The sequence below is a fragment of the Bacillus sp. FJAT-18017 genome, assembly GCF_001278805.1.
Classification (GTDB): Bacteria; Bacillota; Bacilli; order Bacillales; family Cytobacillaceae; genus Bacillus_D.
Map to the genome: position 1 here is coordinate 4,501,117 of NZ_CP012602.1, position 26,451 is coordinate 4,527,567.

Below are 26,451 nucleotides of genomic sequence, written 5' to 3' on the forward strand. Positions count from 1 at the left end.
TGTTGTTCTCCCCTGCCACTTTATTTTGATTCATCCCGTTCCTTTTCTAACAGGATAAATTTATACATTCCATTAAAGAGGATGTCTTCATTTTTCTTAATAATAATATCCCGCCGAACCCATTCGGCCAATCCCTCAAAGGAAACGCCTATATCCGTTCCTAACAGGCGGATAATCGGTCTTGCCATTTTCTTCAGCAGACTAAGGCTCCGTCCACTTGGTTTGAACTTGTCAAAAATAACGATTAGGCCGCCTCTTTTTGAGACCCTTACCATTTCGGCAAGTGCTTTTCCCCCGTCAGGTACGACGGTTAAAATTAAGCTTCCAATTACCCAATCAAACGTTTCATTCTGAAATTTCAAGTCCTGGGCATCCATCTGAAAAAATTGAATGCCAGAGCCCGGAAGCTTACTTTTTGCTTTTTCAAGCATTTCGTTTGAATAATCAATTGCGTTTATATCAAGATTGTCCGGCATGTGTACTAAATCCGCGCCTGTACCGACTCCGACCAACAGAACTTTATCGCCTTGTCGAAAGGAAAGCGAACCAAAAATTTCCTTTCGCGCCCTGAGAAAAGGACCTTTATCAAATAATTGGTCATAAAACGGTGCCCAAAGTTTATAAATGAATGCATTCCATTTATTATTCATTTCAATTCCGCCTTCGTCTGACCGGGTTTCAATCTTTTACTTTTAAAAGCCGCAGGCTATTGAGAGTCACAAGGAGTGTTGCCCCCATATCTGCAAAAATGGCAATCCATAATGTCAGCCAGCCCGGCACAACAAGAAGCAATGCCAAAAGCTTGACTGCAAGAGAAAACGTAATGTTTTGTTTGATAATGGTAAGGGCTTTCCGGCTCAGCTTGATCATGAAAGGGAGCTTGCGCAAATCATCGCCCATGAGAGCAACATCCGCCGTTTCAAGCGCAGTATCTGTCCCTGCTCCTCCCATTGCAATCCCGACAGTTGCTGCAGCAAGTGCCGGGGCATCGTTTATACCGTCTCCAACCATTGCCACCTTGCCATATTCCTGGCGCAATAGATTAATCTGTCTTAGCTTCTCCTCAGGCATGAGTTCTGCATGTACATCCGTGACGCCAATCTGTTTACTGATAGCCCGAGCAGTTCCTTGATTATCACCAGTCAGCATAATTGTCTTCTTTATACCCGTTTCATGAAGCCTCGCAACTACTTCCCTGCTGCTGCCCCGGACTTCATCGGCAACCGCTATAAAAGCAAGGATATAAGCTTCAGTAAAGAGGGCCATTACTGTTTTCCCTTGCTCCTGAAGTGATGTTATACTATTTATTTGTTCTTTTTCTACCTTTTCACTGCAAACCTCTTCCATAAACTGAGGATTCCCAACATAATAGGTTTTTCCGTTAATTATGCCTTTTAAGCCTTTGCCTGTAACCGAGGAAGCACTCTCTACCTCTATATCTCTATAATCTACCCCGATGCTGTCAGCCTTTTTAAGAATAGCCGAGGCAAGGGGATGCTGCGAACCATATTCAAGCGCCGCCACTAAGGAAAACGCTTCTTTTTCATCCATCGTACTGTGAGTTTTAATATCGGTTACCGCCGGGACACCCTTGGTCAAGGTTCCAGTTTTGTCAAAGGCTATGGCTGCAAGTGAACCCGCCTCTTCCAAGTGAATACCTCCCTTGATCAATACACCATTCCGGGCGGCATTCCCTATGGCGGTTACAATCGAAACTGGGGTTGAAATGACAAGGGCACAAGGACAGCCAACAACAAGAATGGAAAGTCCCTGGTAAACCCACGTACTCCAATCAGCCCCAAACAACATCGGCGGAACAATAGCAACGAGAGCCGCAACAAGCATGATGGCCGGGGTATAGTATTTTGCAAACCGATCGACAAACGCCTGTGAGGGAGCCTTTTCTGCCTGCGCCTCTTCAACAAGGTGAATTATTTTTGCTATCGTTGTATCGTCGACAAGACGCGTTACCTTTACCTCAAGCAAGCCCTCGCCATTTAATGTCCCGGCAAAAACCTCATCCTCCCGCTTCTTTTCGACAGGGACAGATTCTCCAGTGATGGCGGCCTGATTGATGGATGAATGGCCTTTGACTACTATTCCATCCATTGCCAGCTTTTGTCCCGGTTTGACAATCATAATGTCGCCAATTCTGATCTCTTCTACCTCAATCAGCCTATCGGTGCCATTCCGACGAACCAATGCTTCTTTTGGGGCAATATCCATCAGTGACCTGATTGAAGCACGTGCTTTATCCATTGAGTATTTCTCGAGCTCCTCACTAATGGCAAACAGGATGACGACAATTGCCCCTTCGCTCCATTCACCTATCAATGCCGCGCCAATAATCGCGATTGTCATGAGAGTTCTCATATCAAATTCTAGCCTTGCCAGGTTTTTAAACCCTGTCCTGAACAACGGATAACCGCCTATTACAATTGCTACTGCAAAAAGAGTTATAGTAACGGGAGATTCCTCACCATTTATAAGTAGCGATACATATCCTCCGGCTATAATAAGCAAGGATAGTAAAACTCGCTTGTATTTAATCCAAAACGGGGCTGTCTGTTCAGGTTCCCGTTTAGCCTTTTCAGGTATAACCTGAAGATTGTCAAAAGCTCCTGCGCCTTCCAATTGCTGAATTGTGGCATCTCCGTAAACGGTAAGCTTGGAGGCACCAAAATTAACTGCTGCTTCTGAAACACCATCCAGGTGTTTAACGTTCTTCTCGAACTTTGCGGCGCAGCTTGCTCAGGAAAGTCCTTCAATCCGGTATACTTGTTTCTGCGGTTCAGACACGGCTGGCCACCTCCTCCTGGTGGGCAAAGGCTATCTCTACCAGCTGCTTTACATGCTCATCATCAAGGGAGTAATAAACCATTTTCCCTTCTTTCCGATATTTCGCTATGCCTAAATTTTTCAGGGTGCGCAAATGATGGGAAGCTGTTGCGACCGAGGAACCGACAATGTTGGCTACATCGCATACGCAAAGCTCATCTTCTGAGGCCAGTGCATAGGTAATTTTCACTCTATTTTCATCAGATAACGCTTTGAATATTTTTGCCACATCGCCAGAACTTTTTTGTTCCAGGTCGTTTTTCACACGGCTGACCTTTGGCTCATCGACACAAGTCACTTCACAAACATCTTGTTCCTTCATTCGCCCACCTCATTCAAATATACGTTTGATTATATGATATTCAAATACACGTTTGATTGTCAAACAATTTAGTTATTCATTTTAAGGAATATACTCAGAAGTAAAAATCCCTTCTCGACGGGCGAGAAGAGATTTGTATCAAATTTAACAACATCCTTGATTGCCTAAAAGGATAAACCTTCTTCCATTTTGGTCATAATCTATTGTTACCCCTGTGGTGTAGCTCTCGATTGAGGAATCAATTGCTACTCTAATGCCATTAATTGTAGTAATACTGTCTTCTCTTTCCGGCTCATCCAGAGCCAGTCCAAACCGCGGGCCGCCTCAACCAAGGCCTGCAAAGTAAATCCTGATTCCCGTTGCACCTTCATTGGTTAAAACTTCTCTAAGAAAATCACTGGCCTTATCAGTGATGTTCATTTAAAACACCTCACTAGTAACTTTTCTATTAATATACCCATCAGGAAATTATGATAACTTTATGTGCTCCTGGCAGCTCAATTATTTCCCTCAGGAAAATTTCTTTCTTTCCACTTATAGAGTTCCTCAACCGCAAAAAGGTTGCCCTAGACCCACCCGATTATCAGGTGGTATTGTAGTAAAGGTTGGTTTTTAGGGAGGTTCAATTACATATGGATGAGCAAAAATACCAAAATCTTAAGCTTGGCGAACGCGGGGCTCTATTGAGCATCGTGGCCTACATACTCCTTTCTGCTTTAAAGCTTACAGTGGGATATATAAGTGATTCAGCTGCTTTAAAGGCGGATGGACTTAATAATACAACCGATATTATCGCCTCTGTTGCGGTTCTCATTGGTTTAAAGATTTCCCAGCGACCTCCCGACAAGGACCATGGTTACGGGCATTGGAAAAGTGAAACGATTGCCTCTATGGTTGCATCGTTTGTGATGATTGCTGTTGGCATACAAGTGTTGTCGGATGCTCTCGGATCAATCTTTCAGGAAGGAAAGCAGGCGCCAGACATGATTGCGGCTTATACAGGTCTTTTCTCTGCATTTGCCATGTACCTTGTCTACCATTATAACAAAAGGTTAGCAAACAAAATCCAAAGCAAATCTGTAATGGCTGCTGCCAAGGATAATCGTTCCGATGCCTGGGTTAGTATTGGAACCGCGATTGGAATATTCGGTTCCCAATTGAACATGCCATGGCTTGACACAGTGACTGCTTTTATCGTTGGTTTATTGATTTGCAAAACCGCCTGGGAAATTTTCAAGGAGGCTTCTCACGAACTTTCGGATGGCTTTGATGAAGAGAAAATTCAACTCTATAAAGATGTCATTTTAAAAGTGGATGGCGTCAAAGGCATAAAGGAAATTAAGGGAAGAAACTATGGAAATAATGAAGTCATTGATTGCGTCATCCTAGTCAACTCAAAGCTTAATATAAGAGCAGCTCATGATATTGCCACACACGTTGAGAAAATCATGATGGAGGAGCATGGTGTTTACGATGTCCATGTTCACGTAGAACCAAACTAGAGAAGAAGTTAACAGTTGTGTTAACTTCTTTTTTTTTTTGCATCAGCATGCTTTCGATTTTGAATTTGCCGGCTGACCAATTTGCCTTTCTGTTGTCATTGGGCACATTTCGCATGCCTCCACAACCTGAAATGTAGCCAATACGGCTCATTGGACATGTTTCGCATGTCTTCTCAACTTGAAATGTTGCCAATGCGACCTAAGCATTCTATTACCCCCATATAAATTTTCCGCAAAGAGTTTAAAGTAGTGTATTGACATTTTGAACCGGCGGGAGTAAATTCATTATATTATATTCAGAAAATCAAATATACAAATATTCAAAAGAGGAGTGTTAATGTGCGTCGGCAGGAATTATTTTTTTCAGGGAGATATAAAAACTACTCCCTTCAATCATTCCGGAAGGATCTTATTTCCGGGATTGTAGTTGGTGTAATCGCCATACCTCTTGGGATGGCATTCGCAATCGCCTCTGGCGTAAAGCCGGAATACGGAATTTACACCACAATCATTGCCGGTATTCTTATCTCTCTTCTTGGCGGCTCCAAGTTTCAAATTGGCGGTCCGACCGGTGCTTTCATTCCGATTCTGTTTGGAATTGTCTCCGTCTATGGTTTCGAAAACCTGCTGATTGCCGGCTTTATGGCTGGAATCATGCTATTCCTGATGGGTGCCTTCAAACTCGGTTCGTTAATTAAATTTATTCCTAAGCCAGTTACTATCGGATTTACAGCAGGGATTGCGGTTATAATTTTCACTGGCCAAATTCCGAATTTCCTTGGCTTGAGCGGTGTGGAAAAGCATGAATACTTCTTTAGCAATATTAAAGAAATCTTTATCAATATCAATACATTGAATTTATTAAGCATATTGACAGCAGCCATCTGCCTTGGCACTGTGCTGCTCACACCGAAAGTTTTTCCGAAAATTCCCGGGCCGCTGATTGGATTAATTGTATCGACACTGGCTGCTACATTTTTCTTTCCTGGCCAGGTTGCAACAATCGGTTCGACATACGGTGAAATACCGAATTCCCTTCCGGAGTTTCAATTGCCTGAAATCACCATGGAAAAAATTCAATACCTTATCAAACCAGCATTCATTATTGCAATCCTTGGAGCAATTGAATCACTGTTGTCAGCGGTTGTGGCAGATGGCATGTCGGGGACCAGGCATAATAGCAACCGGGAGTTGATGGGTCAGGGGATTGCCAACATGATTACACCGTTTTTCGGGGGAATTCCAGCGACTGGTGCACTAGCTCGTACAGCTACCAATATTAAAAGCGGTGCTGTTTCTCCACTATCGGGAATTATCCATGGATTTGTAGTATTGCTCGTCCTTGTTCTGTTTGCACCTTTTGCCTCAAAAATCCCGTTGGCAAGCATGGCGCCGATTCTGATGGTCGTTGCCTGGAATATGAGTGAAGGGCATGTATTCCAACATATAGTAAAAACAAAAACCCAGGACTCTCTAATTCTGATAGTAACATTCTTTTTAACAGTGTTTGTTAATTTGACCGTCGCCGTAGAGGTCGGTCTTGTACTTGCGGTTATTGCTTTTATTAAACAAATGAGCGAAGCCCTTATCACCGCAAAGGTCCTTCCCAATCCAAACCATAAACATCATAAAGTAGACAGCCAGGTTGTTACGAATTCGCATGATTGTCCGCAAATAAGTATTTTCAGCGTTGAAGGCCCGCTTTTCTTTGGCGCAGCCCAGACATTCGAACAAACCATTCTGAATACCATCAATTTAAGGCCAAAGGTACTGCTCTTAAGGCTAGGAAAAGTCCCTTATATGGATACTACTGGTGAAGCCCATCTAGCGAGCATCGTGAAGGACTTTTCCAATCATGGTATTGTCCTTATTAGCGGAATCAGGCAAGAGCCAAAGGAATTGTTGATTAAAACCGGACTTTATGATGTGATAGGTAAGGAACACTTTTTCGAACATACCGGGGATGCAATTGAATATGCAATGTCGCACCTGAACAAGAATGCTTGTCTTGGGTGCAGGCATCTGGCCTTTAGGGAATGTGCATCCCTTTCTGGAATAAAAGAAACATCGGGGGCATTGGGCAAGTCACTGCCACTCCGCCCCGCAAGTAGGGAGGTTACCAGTTGAATCTTGAAATGCAGCAATTTAAGGCAGATTTCTTCAAAGCACTAGCCCATCCACTTAGAATAAGAGTCCTTGAACTTCTGGCAGACGGGGACAAAAGTGTCAATGAGCTCCAAAGCCTTTCTGGTACAGAAGGATCATCTATTTCCCAGCAGTTGATGATTCTTCGTGCTAAAAACATCGTCACTGGGACAAAGGACGGCAACCGAGTCATTTATTCACTCCGCGATCCATTGATTGTTGACCTTCTGGCGGTTGCCCGGCAAATTTTCAACAACCACCTTGTGGATGCCAAAAACCTGCTCGACAAGCTGAACGACATTAATGAGAATTCGTAATACTGAAGCATTAAAAAAAGGCAGCTGATGCTGCCTTTTTTAGTAGCCGTTTTCTCCTAAAGATTAAACATGCATGATTATTCTCTTTCTCTTGCCCTATGTGTATCCCTTATATTCTTTTGTACCGTGATGGCCGCAAATAAACTGAGCACATACGCCATACCGTAAAATCCCTTTTCGCTTAAAACAATACTTCCCGCATTGTATAAACCGATGGCCATTAAAGAAATAGCCACAATAACTGCGAACCAGCTAATACCATAATATATGTTTGTGACAGGTATTCCCTCTTCTTTATCCCTTACAGCCTTTTGCAAGGATACGGCAGAATAAAGACCAAATACCAAAACAGCAAAGTAATAACCTTTTTCGTTCAGTTCCATCCCTGCGTTATATAACCCTATGAGATAAGCCGTTACACCTACTAACAATGCCGCCCAGGAAGCACCTACGAAAGCTGAAGTTGGTTCTCCTTCTCTCCGTTCTGCTTTCCTTTTGGTGACAGGTTGTTTTTCTTTATCAAATAACACCTCTTGTTCATTAGCCATCGAATGTTTCCCCCATCCTATTTTCTAAATCTTATTATATAGGAAATTTTTACAAAGGGTAGATGGTTTTTCCTCAAATTCCGAATAAATGAAAAAAGAGCTAACCGGAAACTAGTTCTGATTAGCTCTTTGAAACTCTTATATTACTAAACTGCCACTGCAGATAGCTTTTTTGCAGTTTCTTTAACTTTTTCCAATCCTTCAGCAATGATTTTCCCAGCTTGATCAGGTGCGGAAGCATGTCCTTCAATGACAACTTCATCTACGATTTGCATACCGAATACGCCGCCAGCAATATTCTTAATATAGTTAACCGCCATTTCCATTCCAGCTGCAGGGCCTTCTGAATAGATGCCGCCGCGTGCGCTCAGGATAATTGCTTTTTTGTCAGTCAAAAGCTGGACTGCCTGACCGTTTTCGTCATATTTGAAAGAATATCCAGCCTCGTACACATAATCAATGAACGTCTGAAGCTTGGCAGGAATAGTCATGTTCCATAATGGGAAAGCAAAAACAATGACATCTGCTGCTGTTAAGGCATCCTTTGCTTTTTGTTTTGCTGCCAAAATACGTTTTTCAATATCTGTAAGTTCCTCGCCAGATTGCAGCTTGCCAAATGCATTGAAAAGATCCTGGCCAAAGTACGGCATATCTTCAGCAAAAACATCAAATGTTGTTACGTTAACGCCTTCAAGGTTTTCCATGAAGGTTTCATACATTTTGCTTGATACTGCTTCAGAAGCTGGTCTGTTATTTGCTTTTACTACTAATACGTTCATTTATTTTTTTATCTCCCTTTTTTTACAAGTAATTAAGATATACTTAAGTAGTATATCTTTAATTAAAAATATACTAATGTAATGATAAAGTCAACGTTCTTATCTTTCCTTATAATTCCTTTTCATAGTAAAGGAACCATTTATTTGTTCGGCCCACTGTTTTAAATCCAAATAAAGTTTTAACTACTTCTTCTATACTGTGTCTGGAAAATACTTTGATAGAACTTTGCAGCTGCCATAACCTTCTGTTATTTATGCTATGGCCCTTGTCTTCTCACTGAAGTTTCCTAGGGTCTCATCATTTGTCTTGTTCCAGAATCCGAACCTCCACAGGAGGCAGCATTCCCTTCAACTGTTCTCTTTTTGATTCAAACCATGGTGGAAGCATTAATTTTTCTCCAAGTTCATCAAATGGTTCATCGACCGCAAAACCGGGTTGGTCGGTAGCTATTTCAAAAAGAATCCCGCCTTCATCATGGAAATAGATCGCTTTAAAGTAATTGCGATCCCTAATTTCTGTTGGATTATATCCCTTTTCCTTAAGGAGTGATCTCCAGCGGTTATGATCTGCTTCATTACTTGCCCTCCAGGCAATATGGTGTACAGTTCCTGCCCCCATAAGCCCTCGAACAGATGGAGCCAACTTAATATCAATTGTATTACCAATGTCCGAATCAGCCTTGAACCGAAGGAATGAATCCTCTTGGCCCACTAATTCGAGTCCAAGTATATGTTCAAGTACATTAGCAGTTTTATTCGGCTGTGCTGATATTAATGTTGCACCACCAAATCCTTTAATCGCAATGTCAGGACGAATTTCGCCAAAACTCCAATTATTGACTGGTCCTTCGGTTCTTTCTACTAATTCAATTTCAAGCCCATCGGGATCCTGAAAGCTTAAATATTTTTCGCCAAATCGAATAGACGTATATGTCTTTATCCTAAATTTCTTGATGCGAGCTTCCCAAAAGGATAGTGAATCTTTTGGGATGACATAAATTGTTGAGCCCACTTGCCCAGTACCAATACGGCCCTTTAACTGTTTTTCCCACGGAAAGAAAGTGATAACAGTACCCGGTGCACCTGATTCATTACCAAAGTAAAGATGATACACTTCTGGACGGTCAAAGTTGATGGTCTTTTTTATAAGCCTTAGTCCAAGTACGCCAGAGTAAAAATCAATTGTTCTTTGTGCATCATTCACCATCGCGGTTATATGATGAATACCAGCAGTTTTTTGCATAACTGCTCCCTCCGTAACGTAATTTAGTCCTGCTTATTTTGTAGCATTGGCAAGTATACTTTCATCTATTTTCTTAATTTCGATAGGAAGCACGGATTTTTCTATTTTATCCCGGAATGACTCATATTGTTCTGGCAGCATCAATTTCTGCCCCATCGTCTCATAAGATTCGTCATGGGCAAATCCTGGAGGGTCGGTGGCAATTTCAAACACACCCGTTACACTATTTTAAAGATTCTAGAAATCGAGATATTTATGAAAAAATTATATTTCAACCTTATTATTAACTTTCTTTAATAACTGTAAGAATATCTCTGAGTCTTTAGGATCCAAAGTGCCAAATAAGTCATCAACCATTTCCAGATAGTTTGGCATAATCGTATCCATAAGGGAAAGCCCATCATCCGTTAATGAAACATGTATTGCTCTGCGGTCATTAGGACAATCACTTCTTGCTAACAACCCTCGGTTTTCTAATTTGTCTATAACATATGTCATCGAACCACTGGAGATTAAGACATTCTGACAAATTTGCTGGATTGTCAGAGTACCTTTTTGGTAAAGCACTTCCATAACTGAAAACTCTGTAACAGTTAACTTGTTCTTCAGCATTTTCTCCCTAATTTTTTCATGAATCCCTTTTGCCGTTTTCATTAAAACAATGAACGGTTGATTAGGAAATCTTCTTTCCACTTTACTCACCACCAATCTTTTAGTAGTTTTGATGCATTTGATCAGCAATTTGTTGAGGCGCATCAGAAATAAAAGCCCTGAGCTTCCGGGGCAGGAAACTGCGGATTTCTTCTTCGTTAAAGCCTATATTCAACCTTTTTTCATCCTTGATTATGGGCCGTTTTAACAAAGATGGATTCTCTTTTATAATCTCAAATAGATCCTGCAGTCTTAGGGATTCCAAATCTATGTTAAGCATTTTAAATGTTTTGGAGTTGACCGAAATAATTTCATCTGTTCCTTCTTCTGTTAAGTGAAGGATATCTTTTATTTCTTCAACTGTCAGCGGCTGCTTAATAATGTTTCTTTCGACATAATCAATATGATGCTCTTCCAGCCATGCTTTTGCTCTGCGACAGGAAGTACAACTTGTAGAAGTATATAAGTTCACCATCTATACCACACTCCTAAATAAAGTATATCTCAAAATAAAATATCTTTAATTAAGTGTAATTATATGGCTTCTTTGAAATGAAGTCAACCTTTTAAGTTGAATTTTTAGAGCTGTTAAATCTTCCTACTGATTGATACTCCAAACCTACATAAAATCTACTTAGGAATATCCGAGGAGATTCGAACCTCCCATACTTACAATAGTAAAACCATACTATCTTGCTAAAATATATAGGTGAGTAATATTAGTGGCAATATAAAAAGAGACTGTCGCAAGTTGATTTTACCAACCTTAAACCAGTCTCTTTCTTCTAAATCGATATTAGTGCGGAATTTTGCCCATCATCAAGTAAAAGCTAGAAATTTAATATTTAAAAGATTGCCCACCATCAATTGGCACAACAGCCGCATTAACAAATCCTGCTTGATCAGACAAAAGAAAGGCAGTTAGGTAACCTACTTCCTCCGGTTTACCAAAACGTTTCATTGGGTTTGGCTCAACAAATGATTTCCCTACTTCTTCCCAGCCTTCTTCACCGCCAATTTGTTTTAACGACCCTTCAACCATAGGTGTCATAATTGCCCCTGGTGCTATTGCATTAATTGTAATACCGTATTGACCGTATTCAATTGCAGAGTTACGGGTTAATCCTACTACACCATGCTTACTTGCCGCATAGCCTGATTGGTTGCCCACGCCTCGAATACCACCAACTGAAGCAGTATTGACAATGTGGCCACTCCCATTTTCTTTCATCACTTTAAGAACATATTTCAACCCATAAAATACGCCATTCAAGTTAATATCAACAACTTTACGGAATTCATCAGACCCGAAATCTTCTGTTAGATTTTGTTTCCCTTCAATCCCTGCATTATTAAAGAAACCATCAATAGTACCAAATGCTTTAACTGTTTCATCTACATAGTTTTTTACCTCTTCTTCGTGAGCCACGTTTGCAGCCACTAGAAGAATCTCTGCATTCGGTGCTACTTTCTGAACCTCGTTTTTTGTTTCCTCTAATCCTTTTTCATTTAAATCAACCAAAGATAGCTTTGCCCCTTCTTTAGCTACCTGTAAAGCAACAGCACGACCTAAACCAGATCCTGCTCCAGTAATAAGTACAACTTTCCCTTCAAATCTTTCCATGTATGTCATCCCTCTCTGCTGTATTTTTGAATCCATATACCTTTAATTAAATTATAATTAATTGATATATAATTAATTCGAGATAAATATAACTTATTACAGTCTCTCAATCAACTTAATTGCTTGTTCAAATGCGAAAATTAATTAAAACCCCTTGTTATAGTTGCTTTAATCTGGTCTCTTTTCAAACCAATATTCTAAAACATAGCATACCCTTATCAATAAAAAAGAACCGCAAAAAGCGGTCCTGTTTGGATGAAAGAAGCAGATTATAAATGCACTTCAATTTTTTTAAATTTAATTATGCAGCAGCCTTATTGCTAGTCTTTTCAGGCTTTCTTGAGAATATCTGATCAATCGATAGAAGACTGCTTCCGTTGATTGCAAGGAATATCGCCATTGCAAGGAAAGCCAAATCCAATTCATATCCAGCCATTTGCCCGTTCCCTAAAAATCCAACCGCAAATTTAACTTTGACTATTGCACCAACCATGATCAGAGACAACAGGGCAGATACAATTTTGGTTCCCAATCCAATTACCAACAGAATTCCACCAACCAACTCGATTGTTGCGACTGCATATGCAACAAATCCTGGAATTCCAATGCTGTCAAACCAGCCAACAGTGTTTTCAATTCCTCCCTGAAACTTTGATAGCCCGTGTATAAAGAAGCTTATCCCAAGAACCACTCGTAATATCAATGTACCTACTTCAATTCGATTTTCCATTTTCTTTTCCCCCTACTATTTTTTCTTTATTTATCCAAATTGCCAGACGCTATGGCTCAAGTTCCCATAACGGTAGCTGCGGTGTAACAATTTTGCGGTTTGATGATTGTCCGCTGCTCCCATTGCATAAAAAATTGGGATAAAATGTTCATTCCCATAAGGTGGTACTGCTAGGTTAGCCGCCGGTGCAAGTGTTTCGTATTGGAACAAGGATTCCAGGTCCCAATTCTCGATGTGATTGGCAAGCCACTGATCAAAGGCATAAGCCCACTCATCTTCTTCCCCATGGTCCTGGGCCCAGTTTAACGCTCTAAGGTTGTGGACTGTCCCTCCGCTTGCAATGATGAGGATGTCTTTCTCCCGCAAATGTGCCAAAGACTTTCCGATCTTATATTGTTCCTCGGGCGAAAGATGCCTATTGACAGACATTGAAATGACAGGAACATCTGCGTTTGGATAAAGCATTCTTAGAACCACCCAAGCGCCATGGTCAAGCCCGCGCTTCGAATCTATATGAAAAGGAATTCCCTCTTTTAGGAACAGAGCTTCAATCTGGCCTGAAACATCGCTGTTTCCCTTTGCAGGATACTGAATGCGATAGAGCTCTTCAGAAAATCCGCCGAAATCATAAATGGTACTATACTCTTTCACATTGCTTACTTCCTGCACATTGGACTCCCAATGGGCGGAAAACAATACAATTGCTTTTGGACGCGGCAAGGCTTGGCCAAGGGTTTTCAGGAACTGGGTATATTCATTATTTTCAATTGCCAGCATCGGTGAACCATGAGCTATAAACAATGACGGAAGCATAGGGTCATCTCCTCAATATGTTTAATCTATCGATTCTAGAATCCACTTAACATAATCGTGGTAATTTGCCTTGGATACAGTATGGCCCTCGGGATAAACCTTAAAGGTTACGTTTGCTCCCATATTCTCCAAGTATTCTTTGTTGGCAACTCCCCATTCCAGTGGAAAAACACGATCATGTTCCCCGTGAGAAATAAACGCGGATAATTGACTTACAGACTGAACAGAATACTCTTCCTTCACAAATTGAGGGATATATCCATTTAACGCCACAATTCCCTTTATCCGGCTTCCCAGAGTCAGGGCAAGAGTCATTGAGAGAATTGCCCCCTGGCTAAAACCAAGCAAATACAGGCGGCTTTCATCAATTGGGTATTGGCTGCTAGCATAATCAATAAAGTCCGAAAGTCTGGCTACTGCTTCATCAAATACAGGTCTATGCGGTTTCCCGTAGCCTTCAATGGTGAAGTAGGCAAAACCTGGCGGCTGCTCCAAATGACCACGAATGCTGAAAATAATAAAGTTCTGTTTTAATCCCTCTACTAGGGACAACATATTTTGTTCATTCGACCCAATCCCATGCATTAAAAAAAGAGCAGGGTACGACTTATTGGGATCAACCTCTTTAGGTCGTTGAACGTTATATATCATTGAAGAGTTCATGGCTTCCTTCCTTTCACAATGCCTTGAATTGTGTCTTTATCTTTTCCCTATGCAGCATAAATATGAAAATCCTCATAGAAATAAATTGTTCATATTTGAAAACGAGTATCCAAAAATAAAACCCCAGGCCCGGGATAAGTTTTTAAATATGAATAAATTTCTTCTATAAGATAACAAGCGTACAGTAGATTGTCAATATATTTTTTGCTAATATAGAATTAAGTATTTTATTATGAAACCTTTTGAGGTGAATTATTTGGATTTAGGAACAAAAATACGTTCGATTCGGAATAGAAAAAAAATAACTATTGCCCAAATGAGTGAGGGAACAGGATTATCCAAGGGGTTTATCAGCAATGTGGAAAACAACAATACATCTCCGTCCATTAATACGCTGCAGGCCATCTCCAACTTTCTTGATGTACCGATGCCTTACCTATTGTTAGAGAAGGAACAGCATATGCGGGTGGTTAGAAAAAATGAGAGAACGCATTCCACCTTTAACAACCTGAAAATTGAGCATTTGACGACCAAAGGCGGTATGAGGATGATGATCGTTGAATTTCCCCCAGGTGGCTCTATGGGAGAAGCAAATGCTCATGAGGGAGAGGAATGCCATTTAGTCTTAAAGGGGAAAATTCTTGCTGAACAAGGAGAAGACTCCTTTGTTCTTGAGAAAGGTGACTCTTTTAGCTGGAACGCGAGTGTACCTCATTTTGTTAAAAACATAACCGATGAGACAGCGATTGTTCTGATATCACTTCATTCGGATACCGGACTTGCCGATATTTTTTAATTTAATCTATGTTAAACAAGCCAACCTTCTAAAAGGTTGGCTTTTGTCCATTTTTTACTATCTACAAATACTTCCTATGCACAGCTTTCCCGTCATAGCTGAACAGCATGGCCCTATCCTCAATCATCGTCTCTATGTGGACCGTTCTTCCCCATAACTGGCGGACGTATGGCAGCACCTTCTCGAGGTATTTCACATCAAGCTCAATTCCTTCATACCAGTGCTTCAGGTAAAGCTCGCCATTTCTAAGATAATCGCCGTCGTTGACTGTTATATAGGGAAAACCGCCATTGACGCGCATGCCGACAAGCCTGTCACGGACATGCTCCCATTCTTTGTCAACAATCTTATAATCCTTGCCCTGTTTCTGGAACAGGTACATGTCTTCCCTCATCACCAGCTCCTTGGTTAAGTAGTTCCTCAGGAAAGAGATATCGGAATCTATCTCCCGAACCTCAAACATTTTCTCTCGACCAGACCCTGGCTTGACCCCGCGGCGCTTCATGTCCTCGGTTGGGTTGTTGTACCGTTCCTCAATATCCTCAAAAATTTTGATGCCCAGGTAGTAAGGATTAATCCCAGTTTTTGACGGCTGGACAACACCTGCATTCAGTTTGGCAAACTCAATGGCTTCCCCGCTTGTCAAGTCCATTTCCCGTATAATTCGCTGGTGCCAGTACGAAGCCCAGCCTTCGTTCATTATTTTTGTTTCCAGCTGGGGCCAGAAATAGAGCATTTCTTCTCTCATCATTGTTAGGATATCTCTTTGCCACGGCTCTAGCTCCCGGCTGTAGGATTCAATGAATAGCAGTATGTCTTTTTCAGGCTGAGGCGGGAACTTTTTCGTCCTTTCCTTTTTAGGCTTCGGCTTCTCATCGAGCTTCCATAAGTCATCATATGGCGATGGAGCCGGGCCCGGGCTTTCTTCCTCATAGGCATCCTCCATTGACCAAGAAAGCTTCGGACGCATCAGTGAAGGATCAATGTGTTCATCAATGGCCAAAACAGCATCTAGGAAGGTCTCGACTTCCTTTTTTCCGTACTTGATTTCATAGCTACGCACCCGATCTGCTGTCGCAGCCATACTTTCTACCATATCTCGTTTTGTATTTTGGAAACGAACGTTATTTTTGAAAAAATCGCAGTGGGCAAGGACATGGGCCACAATAAGTTTGTTCTGGATCAAGCTATTGCTATCGAGCAGGAATGCATAACAAGGATTGGAGTTAATGACGAGTTCATAAATCTTGCTCAGTCCTAGATCATATTGAAGTTTCATTTTGTAAAATTGCTTCCCAAAGCTCCAATGTGAAAAACGGGTCGGCATCCCGTAAGCACCAAATGTATAAATGATGTCGGCAGGGCAGATTTCATACCGCATCGGATAAAAATCAAGGCCAAAGCCGCTTGCAATTTCGGTAATTTCGCCGATTGCGCGCTCAAGCTCCTTCCTGTCTTCCAGGTTCATGGCTATTCCCCCTTTTCCTCTTACAACAATGTATGAGGAAAACGGGGGAATGATGAAAGACCTTCATACGTTTTATACCCCTTTGTGTATTTAAAAGGTTAAAAAAGTATTTATTACCCCCATGGGTATAATAATGTGAAAAATAAAAGAGGGTCTCAACCCTTTTATTTTTATCTGCTCTTCACCAATAGATTTACAGCATCCTGGATTAATTCCTCAGTGCTTCTTTCTTTTTGTTCATCAGCTTTCTGAACACAATTCACTAAGTTGGAGCTAACGATAACCCCAATGGTACGGTCGATGGCGGTCCGAGTCGCGGTTAATTGAGTGACAACATCCCTGCAGTCCTTGTTTTCTTCCATCATTTTCAATATACCTCTTAATTGGCCTTCAATACGTTTTACCCTATTTTTCATTTGATCATTATAATCCATGATTCATAACCTCCATAACAAACCCTTAATTTTTCTCCTTTAATATTACATTATCTGGATTAAAATTTACATACCCCAACTATTCGGTAAATACCTTGTTCCAATATTCTTATCAGGCCGACTTGATACAATAAATATTAAATCTCTATCACCAGGAATTTCGGTGCTATACCTTTTTAGATAGGCAAACGGAATGTTTATTAACCTTTAACAGATCTTTCATTATGTGATTCATTAAAATGTCTAATATCTAGTACAGCTATTCTACTCAAAATGAGAGCTATGGGATTGACACATGAAACACAGGAAACTGGAAAATATCGTTTATGCAAAGCCAATGAAACACTCAGTAAGAGTATAATTAAGGGAACCATTAGAGCCCTCCAAATATGAATCACAACCCCTATATTATACCCTATTGGGTATTTCATCAAATATTAAATAAGAATTGAAAAGACCGCAAAAACAATGCGGCCAATTTAGTTATATTCCTTTTTCATATAAGCTATTATCGTTCTTCTTTACTTATCCTTTATCCTTTGCAAATCTCTGCATCATTTCATCGTCGTTCTAGGCATACCAACTTTGTATCCCTTTGGTCTTCATTAACAACTATTTTACACAGCAACAAATATCCTGCCCATTGAGTTTTCATTAAGTGCCCTAAAGATGGATTGCACTTCAAGGAATTTAATCTCCGTTGGAAATCAAACACTTATCACAATGCATGGAGAGGGGGGGAAATAAATGAACCTTACTGGTTTTCAGGTACGACCTTTAGTGTGACGGCCTTTCCTTCAGTTAAATTATGCTGGACAATAACTTGAACATTATACGTATTGCCATTTTCCTCGACTTGGAACCGGAACGTATCAGCTACATCTGTTTCATTGACATTTTTCCTGCCCATATATTCATATTCCCTGATAGGATCATCCGGATAATCCAAAGCCACGATTTGAACAGCCATTTTCCCGTACTTTTCATAATCCGGTTTCTGTCTTTCCGCCTCGGTTTCATGCCCCTGGAATGCCAGCAAAACAAATGCCGCAACAGCTATAAGCCGCTTTTTCAATGATGGAGCCTCCCTTTTCATAAAGAAACACGGTTAGTTTTTCACTTGTTCCCATTCTTATGCATTGCACCAAGTGATGCATGATTATACTGCCATATGTTTGAAAGCCCTTTGTACAAGCATCTCCAACATTTTCAGCGAAACTTTATCGGTGAACTCCACAAACTAATTTCAACTCCTGACAGGGAGGTAACAAAATGAATAAAATGGATTACGACAGGGCGCTTTACTATACGTACCGCTCTCAATGGGATAATCTGCTGATCCTGATGGTCCGGACCCGTGACCAATTTTTAGCGAAGAAAATTGAACATTTTCTTCACGCATATCATTACGAGCATGATTATGCGGTAGTTGAGAAAAAACTATACTCCCTTTTGCGTTACATCGACCATGTGCAAGAGAACCCTGAATTTGCAAGTGACGATATTCCAGCTTACCTTTTATGAATTCCACCACCAAAAATTTAAGCACAGCCAATACTGGCTGTGCTCTTTTTGATTATTCTTCTAGGTTATTTTAACAGCATTCAGTGCTGCCTGGGTTCTATCGGCTAGCCCTAGCTTTGCAAGGATATTTGAACATGTGTCTTCACCATTTTTACGGTAATAAAAAGAACCGAAGAGAACTTAAGCATTACCTAGAGAAAAAAACCGGCAGCCATTTGGCTGCCGGGCGATTATTAGGCGTTCCCAACTTTCGTATTAACCACATTCATAAAGGCTGATTCAATTTCAGACAGCTTTTTCTTGCTCTCGTCGTAAGTCTCACCATTGACACCAAAATAAAACTTGATCTTCGGTTCTGTCCCTGATGGACGCAGGCAAACCCAAGAGCCATCCTCCAGGTAAAACTTGAGGACATTTGATTTTGGTAAATCGATTGCTTCTTTTCCGTCAGCAGAGGAACGTAAGCTTTCAAGATAATCCTCGGATGACGTTATCGAAAATCCGGCCAACGATGCAGGAGGATCATTGCGGAAGCTTGACATTATGTTTGAGATTGCTTCTGCTCCGTCCTTTCCTTTCATTGTCATAGAACGAAGTCCCTCAAGAAAGTACCCATATTTTTTGAAAACCTGCATTAAGCCTTCATATAAGCTCATGCCTTTTTTCTTATAATAAGCACAGACTTCAGCAGCCAAAAGCGCGGCCTGGACCGCATCCTTGTCACGGGCAAAATCTCCGATCAGGTATCCATAGCTTTCCTCGTATCCAAATAGGAATGTATGCGCACCAGTATTTTCGTATTGCTTCATTTTTTCAGCAATAAATTTAAAGCCTGTGAGGACATCAATCGTTTCCAACCCGTAGGCTTCTGCAATTTTCCTGCCAAGCTCGGACGTTACGATCGTTTTCAGGACAACGCCATTTTCAGGCAGCGTCCCTTTTTCTTTTTTCTGGCCCAAGATATAATCAAGCAACAATGCACCGGTCTGGTTACCAGTCAGTACAACGTATTCACCTTCGGGGTTTTTCACTGCAATGCCAAGCCTGTCCGCATCAGGATCTGTTGCAATAAGGATATCCGCATCAACTTTCCTGCCGTACCGAATTGCCAGCTCAAATGCTGCATGCTCCTCTGGGTTCGGGCTTTTGACTGTCGAGAAATTCGCATCCGGCAGCTCCTGTTCGCTGACAACATGCACTTTCTCGTACCCGAGCTCGGCAAGTGCTGCCCTTACTGGTTTATTGGCAGTACCATGCAATGGTGTAAACACGATTTCAATTGGGGATTCGGTAGCAATGGATGGATTTTCTGAAATGGTTGCAAGCTTATCGGTATAAGCGGCGTCAATTTCAGAACCAATTGTTTCAATAAGACCTGCAGACCTTAATACATCCTCACTGTCTACCTCAATCCGCAATTCACTTTCAATTTCATTTACTTTATCGATAACCAGATCGGCTTCCTTCGGCGGCAATTGCGCTCCATCATTTCCATATACCTTGAATCCGTTATACTCAGGGGGATTATGGCTTGCAGTAATAACAATCCCGGCAGCGGCATTCAAATATCGTACAGCAAATGACAATTCGGGAGTCGGCCTTAATTCATCGAATACATAAGCCTTGATTCCCCTTGTCGCCAAAGTTTTTGCGGCTTCCATTGCAAACTCGGGAGATTTGTGCCTGGAATCATATGCAATTGCCACGCCTGCCTTCTTTGCTTCTTCACCTTGCTCTTCAATAAAAGAAGCTAAACCGGCTGATGCTTTGCGAATGGTATACATGTTCATCCGATTTGTCCCCGGGCCAATCTCACCTCTCATGCCACCCGTGCCAAATTCAAGGTCCTTATAAAATGAGTCCTCAAGCAGCTTTTCGTTTCCTTTCAGCTTGTCCAGCTCTGCACGCAATTCGTTGTCGAGTTGTTCGAATTGTATCCATTTTTCTGCTTTTAATCTCCAGCCCATAGTCAATTACCTCCGATATAAAAATAAGCTCGCCATATGTCCCTTTTATTTTATCGGTTTGCCGGTATTTTTTCCACATCCATCCCATAAGTGGCCATACCAATTTATTGTGCAAAAAAACGTTTTCCCTTAAGATATGAAAAAGGGGTGATATTTTGAAAAAGGATAGCAGGGAGAACATTTTATTTTTTGCCTGGGCAGCTTCTGTTCTAGCCATGTTCGGAAGCCTTTATTTCTCAGAAATCCGAAAGTATGAGCCATGTGAGCTTTGCTGGTACCAGCGAATCCTCATGTATCCAATGGTCCTTTTGCTTGGAATTGCGATCGTCAAGAAGGATTACCGCATCTCTTTATACAGCCTATGGCTGTCGGCAATCGGCATTCTAATCTCGGCCTATCATTATTCTTTGCAAAAAATTTCGTTTATGGCTGATGCGGCCCCTGCATGCGGACGGATACCTTGTACCGGGCAATACATAAACTGGCTTGGCTTTATCACCATTCCATTCCTGGCATTGACGGCTTTTGCTATTATCTTTATATGTAGCCTAATTCTTGTAAGGAAAAACAAGGGGGAACAAATTTCGTGAAGAAAGTACTTATTTTTCTTGGAATCATTATTATTTTATTTGCAGGAACAGCGTATCTTACAAATATGAGCAACAAAGAAAAGGTTGATGCTAAAAATCCTTACGGCAAAGATAGCCTTCATCCTGAAACAGTAGCCCAGCTGAAGGATCCAAATTACCAAAATATCATCACACTAGATAACTTACAGGATAAACTGGAAAGCGGTGAAGATGCCACCGTATATTTTTATAGTCCGACTTGCCCGCATTGCAAAGTTGCCACACCTATTTTAATGCCGCTGGCCGATGACATGGATATAAACATTGATCAGTTGAATGTCCTGGAGTATGAAAGTGCCTGGGATGAATTTGCAATCGAGGGAACCCCGACATTGATTCGTTTTGAAGACGGCAAAGAAGTCGCCAGGGTCACAGGCGGACAGGATAAAGAGCAATACCAGCAATGGCTGGAGGACAATGTAAAATAAATACAAAAGCGCAAGGGCCCGGGTTTAATAAAGTATATATATTAACAATCAATAAAAAACAAAAACGCCCGCAATTTCATGCAGGCGTTTTTGTTTCACACGGGCAACTGATTGGCAGCAGGTGAATACAGGCTAAAATATGTATCAGTTTCCTTACTGCCAGGAAGGAAGGAATCATAATCAAAAGGAAAATAAAGGCCATATTGACGCAAATTCTCAGCATTCCTTTGAAAAAGTGACCGATGGTAATCTCCAGGGACAGGGGCCTCAAGGATAAAAATGAGAGTCTGGAGGCTAGCCATTACATAGAAGGCATCCTTCAATGTCTCGTATGAAGCGCTTTCCAAATGAAGGACAGACAGCCGTTCAAACTCCAAAATTTCCTTGTCAGTAAAATACATGGGTAAAATGCCTGAATAAAAATAATGAATGAGTCCGCTGATTTCTTCTTCCTGACCGGGTGTCGATGCGAAAACAATCCTCACTAAAAGCCCACCTTTGTTACATTTGTAATCTTAGCGTAATATACAAATAGAATAGCATATTCTGAACTGTAAAAATCCTGGTAATTTAAACCACGGTTGTTCAGGAGGAAAGGAAGCCCCAATGCTGACTACAAAAATGCGTGGAAATACAATGGAAATAATAATACCTTATGCTTGGGAAGGGATTTCAATCTCACAACTTTTCAAGGAGAAATGGAAGGCACCAAAAAAACAAGCTCACTACTTCCGTATGGACGGAAAAGTAACCTTACAGGGAGAAAAAATAGGATGGGATATTCCGTTAGCAGCTGGAACCAGACTTCACCTCGACCTTTCTGATGTTCCTTCCTCAGAAATAATACCCTATTACCTGGACCTATCCATCTTGTATGAGGATGAACATGTATTGGTCATCAATAAACCAGCGTTCATAAATACTCATCCTAATACACCTGACGATACGACCACACTGCTTAACGCTGTTGCATGCCACCTCCAATCAGCAGGAGAGGGGGCTTCCGCTCAGCAAATCCATCGGCTTGACCGTGACACAACTGGAGCCATTCTTTTTGCCAAACATCCACTGGCAGGCGGGATACTCGATGGTATGCTGGAACGCCGATTGATTAAAAGAACATATGTCGCTGCTGTTTGCGGTACCGGTTTAAAGAAAAAGGATAGTATCAACCTGCCAATCGGGCGAGATAGACATCATCCGGTAAGAAGAAGGGTTTCGGATACCGGGCAGCCTGCAGTGACTCATTACAAAGTACTAAATGTTGATCGTGCAAAAAAACTGACCTTTGTGGCGTGCTGGCTAGAAACAGGCCGGACACATCAAATACGTGTTCACTTTAGCCACCTCGGCTATCCGCTGGCAGGTGATGAACTTTATGGCGGCCAACCGCTTTTCAATAGGCAAGCGCTGCATTCGGCAAAGCTTGAATTTATACATCCCATCAGCCTTGAACCAATCACAGTCCTTGCGCCATTTATAGACAATACTCAAATTTTCCAGGATATTAACCTTGATAGCCTATAAGCATTATTTGAAAAAGCCAGGCAAAGTCCACACGAAAAGGCCTCCCAATTGGGAGGCCTTCAGTTTGCGTTAGTGATTTGATTTTCTGAATGCTTTCATAATCATGCTAAGCAGGAATACTAGGATAACTGCTCCAATAATCGCAGGGATTATTGCAAATCCACCGACTACAGGACCCCAATCACCTAAGATTGCTGTACCTAACCATGCACCAACAAAACCTGCAATAATATTACCAATAATTCCGCCCGGGATATCTCTTCCAACGACCATACCTGCTAACCAACCAATAATACCACCTACTATTAATGCCCATAGAAATTCCATGTGGTTTTCACTCCTTGTAATATGTTTGTTTTATCTTCTGCTGCAGCAGTAAACAGTTATGAAACTTGAGCCGGAAGCTTTGTTCCTTCTTGGTTTTCCTAACTGCTTGTACCTTTAAATTACCCGCATTCATTTAAAATAAACACGAAAAAAATCTAGCACCAACCTTTTCTTATTATTACCATATTGTTGATTTCTTATTAAAAAAACTATCTTAGGGACACAGTTGATTTCTTTTATACTAAATAAGTAAGGTAACTTCAAAGTGTGCCGCTTCATCCAAAAACCCTAATTGCTTTGAAAGAATCGCCTTACTCATCATTGAAGCAATAAAATAAGAAGCTTTCCAAATCAGGATAGCTTCTTTGTACGCTTCTCATAAGTTTTTCATAGATTAAAAGTCAACATTGTCGGGATCAGGCCCAAAGCGGGTATTTGCATCCAATCCATCAATAAGGTTCATTTCTTCAGCAGATAATTCAAAATCAAAAATAGCCGTATTTTCCTGAAGCCTTGCCGGGGTGACCGATTTAGGAATAACCGCTACCCTATTTTGCAAATGCCATCTAAGGACAATTTGCGCCGGTGTTTTCCCATGTTTTCCTGCTAGCGATGTCAAGAGTGGATCTGCCAATATTCTACCTCGGGCTAGCGGAGACCAGGCTTGGACTAGAATCCCATGTTCAGCGCAAAATTCTCGAAGTTCTTTTTGTACTAAAACGGGGTGAAGTTCGACTTGGTTGGCCATGGGCTTTATACTGCTTTGGGCCATTAAATCTTTGAGGTGATCGATAGTAAAATTACTAACACCAATAGCCCGTACTTTCCCACTTGCATAAAGTTCCTCTAAGGCTTTCCATGTTTCATTATATTTCCCTTTTACAGGCCAATGAATTAGATAAAGGTCAATATAGCCGAGACCAAGCTTTTGCAAGCTAGTTTCAAAAGCCTTTAGGGTGTTTTCATATCCCTGTTCACTGTTCCAGACTTTCGTTGTAATAAAAATATCTTCGCGTGGAATACCGCTGTTTCGTACAGCACGTCCGACACCCTCTTCATTTTGATAGAGTGCTGCAGTGTCAATCAAACGATACCCCAACCGAAGCGCCTCGGCAATAGTTGCCTCTACCTCTTGTCCATCCTCCACCTTATAAACACCTAGCCCAAAATAAGGTATTTCGACACCATTATGAAAGAGAAATGTATCTTTAAGTGACAACAAGAATAAACCCTCCTTTTTCTTCTTCCATTTAATTCTACATGTTTCCACTACTGCATGCACAAAATATAATTCAAGATTTTTTTGAATACTGGTTTCATGTCGGCAGAATAAAGGAATTGTAAAAACTAAATGAATTCTTTGTAAATTCAATAATGCAAAATCATGTTATTTCAGCACTTTTAATGTTAAGTTTTTGTAAATTCAATGTAAACCACTTTTCAATTTCGACATTTTTCTTATACAATTAGAAAGCTTATGCAACCATTATGGAAAATAAACGGAGGTTTTCTCATGGCTTTCAAAAAAAATGAAAAGTTCACTACCTTACTTGCGGAAATTGCTGCAAATCTAAAGGAAAGTGCTAACTATTTTACAGACTATAAGCTGAAGAATGTCAGTGATTTAAAAATCTTTTCAGAGAGCATGAAGGATTTTGAATCGAAAGGAGATACATATGTTCATTCGGTCATAAAGGAATTGAACGATGCTTTTATTACTCCAATTGAAAGAGAAGATATTCTTCATCTTTCAAACAGTATGGACGATGTCCTCGACGGGCTCGAACATTGTGCTGCCCTATTCGAAATGTATTCGATTACAGAGGCTGATGATTATATGAAGCAATTCACAGTTGCCATTCAGAGCAGTGTTCTTGAAATCGAGAAAGCCGTTACTCTGCTAGCAACGAAAAAACTTTTACAAATCCGTCAGCATGCAATCTTGATAAAGGATTTCGAATCCAAATGTGATGGTATCCTAAGACAGTCCATCAAAAATCTTTTCAGTGTCGAAAAGGATCCAATTCGAATCATCCAGTACAAGGAAATTTATGAAACACTCGAGGATATTGCAGATAGCTGCCAGGGTGTTGCCAATACACTTGAAACAATCATTATGAAAAACGCATAAGGAGCGGACATATGGATTCAGTATTTATTCTGACAGTTGCAATTGTCATCTTCGCTCTTGCGTTCGACTTTATTAACGGATTTCATGATACGGCGAATGCAATTGCAACTGCAGTTTCAACAAAAGCTCTAAGGCCAAGGCATGCCATCCTTTTGGCTGCTGTAATGAACTTTGTCGGCGCCATGACCTTTACTGGAGTTGCCAAAACAATTACAAAAGACATTGTAGATCCTTTTACACTGACTAACGGTTCTATCGTCATCCTTGCAGCTCTTTGTTCTGCAATTACCTGGAACTTGCTTACCTGGTATTATGGAATTCCGAGCAGTTCATCCCATACATTGATTGGATCGATTGCAGGTGCGGCGATTGCTGCCTCAGGGTTCGCTGCTTTGAATTACACTGGTTTCCTTAAGATTCTTCAAGCATTGATTTTTTCGCCAGTCTTGGCCTTCGTGGTCGGTTTTATTGTTTACGGAATTTTTAAATTCGTATTTAGGGATGCAAATCTGACCAAAACAAATCGTAATTTTAGGTTTATCCAAATCGGTACTGCGGCGCTACAGTCCTATACACATGGAACAAACGATGCCCAAAAAGCAATGGGTATTATCACGATGGCACTTATCGCCAACAACTATGTTGATTCGACTGATATCCCATTCTGGGTCCAATTCTCCTGTGCGGTTGCAATGGGGCTTGGTACTTCTGTTGGCGGCTGGAAAATCATTAAAACAGTTGGCGGTAAAATCATGAAAATCCGTCCAATCAATGGCGTTGCCGCTGATTTGACTGGTGCTATGATCATCTTTGGCGCTACCTATATCCATTTACCGGTCAGTACAACTCATGTTATTTCTTCCGGTATTCTTGGTGTCGGTGCTTCCCACCGCCTAAAGGGCGTAAAATGGGGAACAGCGAAAACCATGCTAATTACCTGGCTGATTACTCTACCAATTTCAGCCACAATTGCTGCACTTTTCTATTACTTTTTGAATTTGTTCTTTTAACGATAAAGAAGCTGCCCCAAAAGGTCATTGAACTT

Annotated in this window: 29 protein-coding genes and 1 pseudogene; 10 read left to right on the top strand and 20 right to left on the bottom strand. The window is 41.0% G+C overall.

Translation table 11 applies throughout. The features are described 5' to 3' along the window. Positions 1–20 precede the first annotated feature (20 nt). Genes AM500_RS21000 through AM500_RS21010 form a run of 3 tightly spaced genes read right to left on the bottom strand, consistent with a single transcriptional unit; the run spans position 21 to position 3,160 of the window. Complete coding sequence (locus tag AM500_RS21000) at positions 21–650, bottom strand: class I SAM-dependent methyltransferase (protein WP_053600978.1); 630 nt, start codon at positions 648–650, stop codon at positions 21–23. Positions 651–678: 28 nt separating this feature from the next. Beyond that, a complete protein-coding gene (locus AM500_RS21005) occupies positions 679–2,799 on the bottom strand; it encodes a heavy metal translocating P-type ATPase (protein WP_082347321.1) in 2,121 nt (706 codons plus the stop codon). Further along, entirely contained in the window at positions 2,792–3,160 is a 369-nt protein-coding gene (locus AM500_RS21010) for an ArsR/SmtB family transcription factor (RefSeq protein ID WP_053600979.1), read from the bottom strand. The genes AM500_RS21005 and AM500_RS21010 overlap by 8 nt, the downstream gene beginning before the upstream one ends. A gap of 632 nt (positions 3,161–3,792) precedes the next feature. Between AM500_RS21010 and AM500_RS21015 the strand changes: the two genes are divergently transcribed. The 3 genes from AM500_RS21015 (at position 3,793) to AM500_RS21025 (ending at position 7,124) form a co-directional block, all read left to right on the top strand. Continuing rightward, complete coding sequence (locus AM500_RS21015) at positions 3,793–4,662, top strand: cation diffusion facilitator family transporter (protein ID WP_053600980.1); 870 nt, start codon at positions 3,793–3,795, stop codon at positions 4,660–4,662. Positions 4,663–5,001: 339 nt separating this feature from the next. Further along, the gene (locus tag AM500_RS21020) at positions 5,002–6,789 is read left to right on the top strand and encodes a SulP family inorganic anion transporter (RefSeq protein WP_053600981.1); all 1,788 of its coding nucleotides are present in this window, start codon (positions 5,002–5,004) and stop codon (positions 6,787–6,789) included. After that, complete coding sequence (locus AM500_RS21025; RefSeq protein WP_053600982.1) at positions 6,786–7,124, top strand: ArsR/SmtB family transcription factor; 339 nt, start codon at positions 6,786–6,788, stop codon at positions 7,122–7,124. Before AM500_RS21020 ends, AM500_RS21025 begins: the two co-directional genes overlap by 4 nt. 77 nt (positions 7,125–7,201) lie before the next feature. Here AM500_RS21025 and yiaA read toward each other — a convergent pair whose 3' ends face one another. From yiaA to AM500_RS21075, 10 genes and pseudogenes are all read right to left on the bottom strand, one after another. Beyond that, a complete protein-coding gene (yiaA, locus tag AM500_RS21030) occupies positions 7,202–7,672 on the bottom strand; it encodes an inner membrane protein YiaA (RefSeq protein WP_053600983.1) in 471 nt (156 codons plus the stop codon). A 146-nt stretch (positions 7,673–7,818) separates the two neighbouring features. Further along, the gene (locus AM500_RS21035) at positions 7,819–8,451 is read right to left on the bottom strand and encodes an FMN-dependent NADH-azoreductase (RefSeq protein ID WP_053600984.1); all 633 of its coding nucleotides are present in this window, start codon (positions 8,449–8,451) and stop codon (positions 7,819–7,821) included. Between the two features lie 298 nt (positions 8,452–8,749). Then, on the bottom strand, positions 8,750–9,694 hold the full coding sequence (locus AM500_RS21040) for a ring-cleaving dioxygenase (protein ID WP_053600985.1): 945 nt from the start codon (positions 9,692–9,694) through the stop codon (positions 8,750–8,752). Positions 9,695–9,727: 33 nt separating this feature from the next. Then, positions 9,728–9,907, bottom strand: a pseudogene (locus AM500_RS21045) (hypothetical protein); the annotation flags it as partial. Positions 9,908–9,958: 51 nt separating this feature from the next. Further along, positions 9,959–10,387, bottom strand: a complete 429-nt coding sequence (locus AM500_RS21050) for a MarR family winged helix-turn-helix transcriptional regulator (protein WP_231688061.1) — start codon at positions 10,385–10,387, stop codon at positions 9,959–9,961. Positions 10,388–10,406: 19 nt separating this feature from the next. Continuing rightward, positions 10,407–10,820, bottom strand: a complete 414-nt coding sequence (gene spxA / locus AM500_RS21055; RefSeq protein ID WP_053600987.1) for a transcriptional regulator SpxA — start codon at positions 10,818–10,820, stop codon at positions 10,407–10,409. Positions 10,821–11,183: 363 nt separating this feature from the next. Beyond that, positions 11,184–11,969, bottom strand: coding sequence for an SDR family oxidoreductase (locus tag AM500_RS21060; protein ID WP_053600988.1), 786 nt, complete (start codon positions 11,967–11,969; stop codon positions 11,184–11,186). Between the two features lie 301 nt (positions 11,970–12,270). Next, complete coding sequence (locus AM500_RS21065; RefSeq protein WP_053600989.1) at positions 12,271–12,699, bottom strand: DoxX family protein; 429 nt, start codon at positions 12,697–12,699, stop codon at positions 12,271–12,273. A gap of 30 nt (positions 12,700–12,729) precedes the next feature. After that, the gene (locus AM500_RS21070; protein ID WP_053600990.1) at positions 12,730–13,512 is read right to left on the bottom strand and encodes a dioxygenase family protein; all 783 of its coding nucleotides are present in this window, start codon (positions 13,510–13,512) and stop codon (positions 12,730–12,732) included. A 21-nt stretch (positions 13,513–13,533) separates the two neighbouring features. Continuing rightward, positions 13,534–14,175: an alpha/beta hydrolase gene (locus AM500_RS21075; protein WP_053600991.1), complete on the bottom strand. Its 642-nt coding sequence runs from the start codon at positions 14,173–14,175 to the stop codon at positions 13,534–13,536. A 256-nt stretch (positions 14,176–14,431) separates the two neighbouring features. Between AM500_RS21075 and AM500_RS21080 the strand changes: the two genes are divergently transcribed. After that, positions 14,432–14,971, top strand: coding sequence for a helix-turn-helix domain-containing protein (locus AM500_RS21080; RefSeq protein ID WP_081772959.1), 540 nt, complete (start codon positions 14,432–14,434; stop codon positions 14,969–14,971). Between the two features lie 61 nt (positions 14,972–15,032). Here the strand turns inward: AM500_RS21080 and AM500_RS21085 are convergent, their stop codons facing one another. From AM500_RS21085 to AM500_RS21095, 3 genes are all read right to left on the bottom strand, one after another. Beyond that, the gene (locus tag AM500_RS21085) at positions 15,033–16,439 is read right to left on the bottom strand and encodes a SpoVR family protein (RefSeq protein WP_053600992.1); all 1,407 of its coding nucleotides are present in this window, start codon (positions 16,437–16,439) and stop codon (positions 15,033–15,035) included. Between the two features lie 170 nt (positions 16,440–16,609). Beyond that, complete coding sequence (locus tag AM500_RS21090) at positions 16,610–16,873, bottom strand: metal-sensitive transcriptional regulator (RefSeq protein ID WP_053600993.1); 264 nt, start codon at positions 16,871–16,873, stop codon at positions 16,610–16,612. Between the two features lie 754 nt (positions 16,874–17,627). Continuing rightward, on the bottom strand, positions 17,628–17,948 hold the full coding sequence (locus AM500_RS21095; protein ID WP_053600994.1) for a DUF3889 domain-containing protein: 321 nt from the start codon (positions 17,946–17,948) through the stop codon (positions 17,628–17,630). 197 nt (positions 17,949–18,145) lie between these two features. On the opposite strand from AM500_RS21095, the gene AM500_RS21100 reads away from it, so the two are divergent. Beyond that, the gene (locus AM500_RS21100; protein ID WP_053600995.1) at positions 18,146–18,397 is read left to right on the top strand and encodes a YhdB family protein; all 252 of its coding nucleotides are present in this window, start codon (positions 18,146–18,148) and stop codon (positions 18,395–18,397) included. A gap of 233 nt (positions 18,398–18,630) precedes the next feature. Here AM500_RS21100 and AM500_RS21105 read toward each other — a convergent pair whose 3' ends face one another. Next, positions 18,631–20,364, bottom strand: coding sequence for a phospho-sugar mutase (locus AM500_RS21105; RefSeq protein WP_053600996.1), 1,734 nt, complete (start codon positions 20,362–20,364; stop codon positions 18,631–18,633). Positions 20,365–20,516: 152 nt separating this feature from the next. Between AM500_RS21105 and AM500_RS21110 the strand changes: the two genes are divergently transcribed. Further along, positions 20,517–20,954, top strand: a complete 438-nt coding sequence (locus AM500_RS21110) for a disulfide oxidoreductase (RefSeq protein ID WP_082347324.1) — start codon at positions 20,517–20,519, stop codon at positions 20,952–20,954. Next, positions 20,951–21,421: a thioredoxin family protein gene (locus AM500_RS21115; RefSeq protein ID WP_053600998.1), complete on the top strand. Its 471-nt coding sequence runs from the start codon at positions 20,951–20,953 to the stop codon at positions 21,419–21,421. The genes AM500_RS21110 and AM500_RS21115 overlap by 4 nt, the downstream gene beginning before the upstream one ends. A 95-nt stretch (positions 21,422–21,516) precedes the next feature. Here AM500_RS21115 and AM500_RS21120 read toward each other — a convergent pair whose 3' ends face one another. After that, the gene (locus AM500_RS21120; RefSeq protein ID WP_053600999.1) at positions 21,517–21,906 is read right to left on the bottom strand and encodes a DUF5365 family protein; all 390 of its coding nucleotides are present in this window, start codon (positions 21,904–21,906) and stop codon (positions 21,517–21,519) included. 121 nt (positions 21,907–22,027) lie between these two features. Here AM500_RS21120 and AM500_RS21125 point away from each other — a divergent pair, with 121 nt between their 5' ends. After that, positions 22,028–22,948, top strand: coding sequence for an RluA family pseudouridine synthase (locus AM500_RS21125; protein WP_053601000.1), 921 nt, complete (start codon positions 22,028–22,030; stop codon positions 22,946–22,948). A 69-nt stretch (positions 22,949–23,017) separates the two neighbouring features. Here the strand turns inward: AM500_RS21125 and AM500_RS21130 are convergent, their stop codons facing one another. Then, positions 23,018–23,275, bottom strand: a complete 258-nt coding sequence (locus AM500_RS21130; protein WP_043932198.1) for a GlsB/YeaQ/YmgE family stress response membrane protein — start codon at positions 23,273–23,275, stop codon at positions 23,018–23,020. Positions 23,276–23,669: 394 nt separating this feature from the next. Further along, positions 23,670–24,497: an aldo/keto reductase gene (locus AM500_RS21135; protein ID WP_053601001.1), complete on the bottom strand. Its 828-nt coding sequence runs from the start codon at positions 24,495–24,497 to the stop codon at positions 23,670–23,672. Between the two features lie 291 nt (positions 24,498–24,788). On the opposite strand from AM500_RS21135, the gene AM500_RS21140 reads away from it, so the two are divergent. Then, positions 24,789–25,406 carry a DUF47 domain-containing protein gene (locus AM500_RS21140; RefSeq protein WP_053601002.1) on the top strand — a complete coding sequence of 206 codons (618 nt, stop codon included), beginning with the start codon at positions 24,789–24,791 and terminating at the stop codon, positions 25,404–25,406. 11 nt (positions 25,407–25,417) lie between these two features. Continuing rightward, on the top strand, positions 25,418–26,416 hold the full coding sequence (locus AM500_RS21145) for an inorganic phosphate transporter (protein ID WP_053601003.1): 999 nt from the start codon (positions 25,418–25,420) through the stop codon (positions 26,414–26,416). Positions 26,417–26,451: the final 35 nt, after the last annotated feature.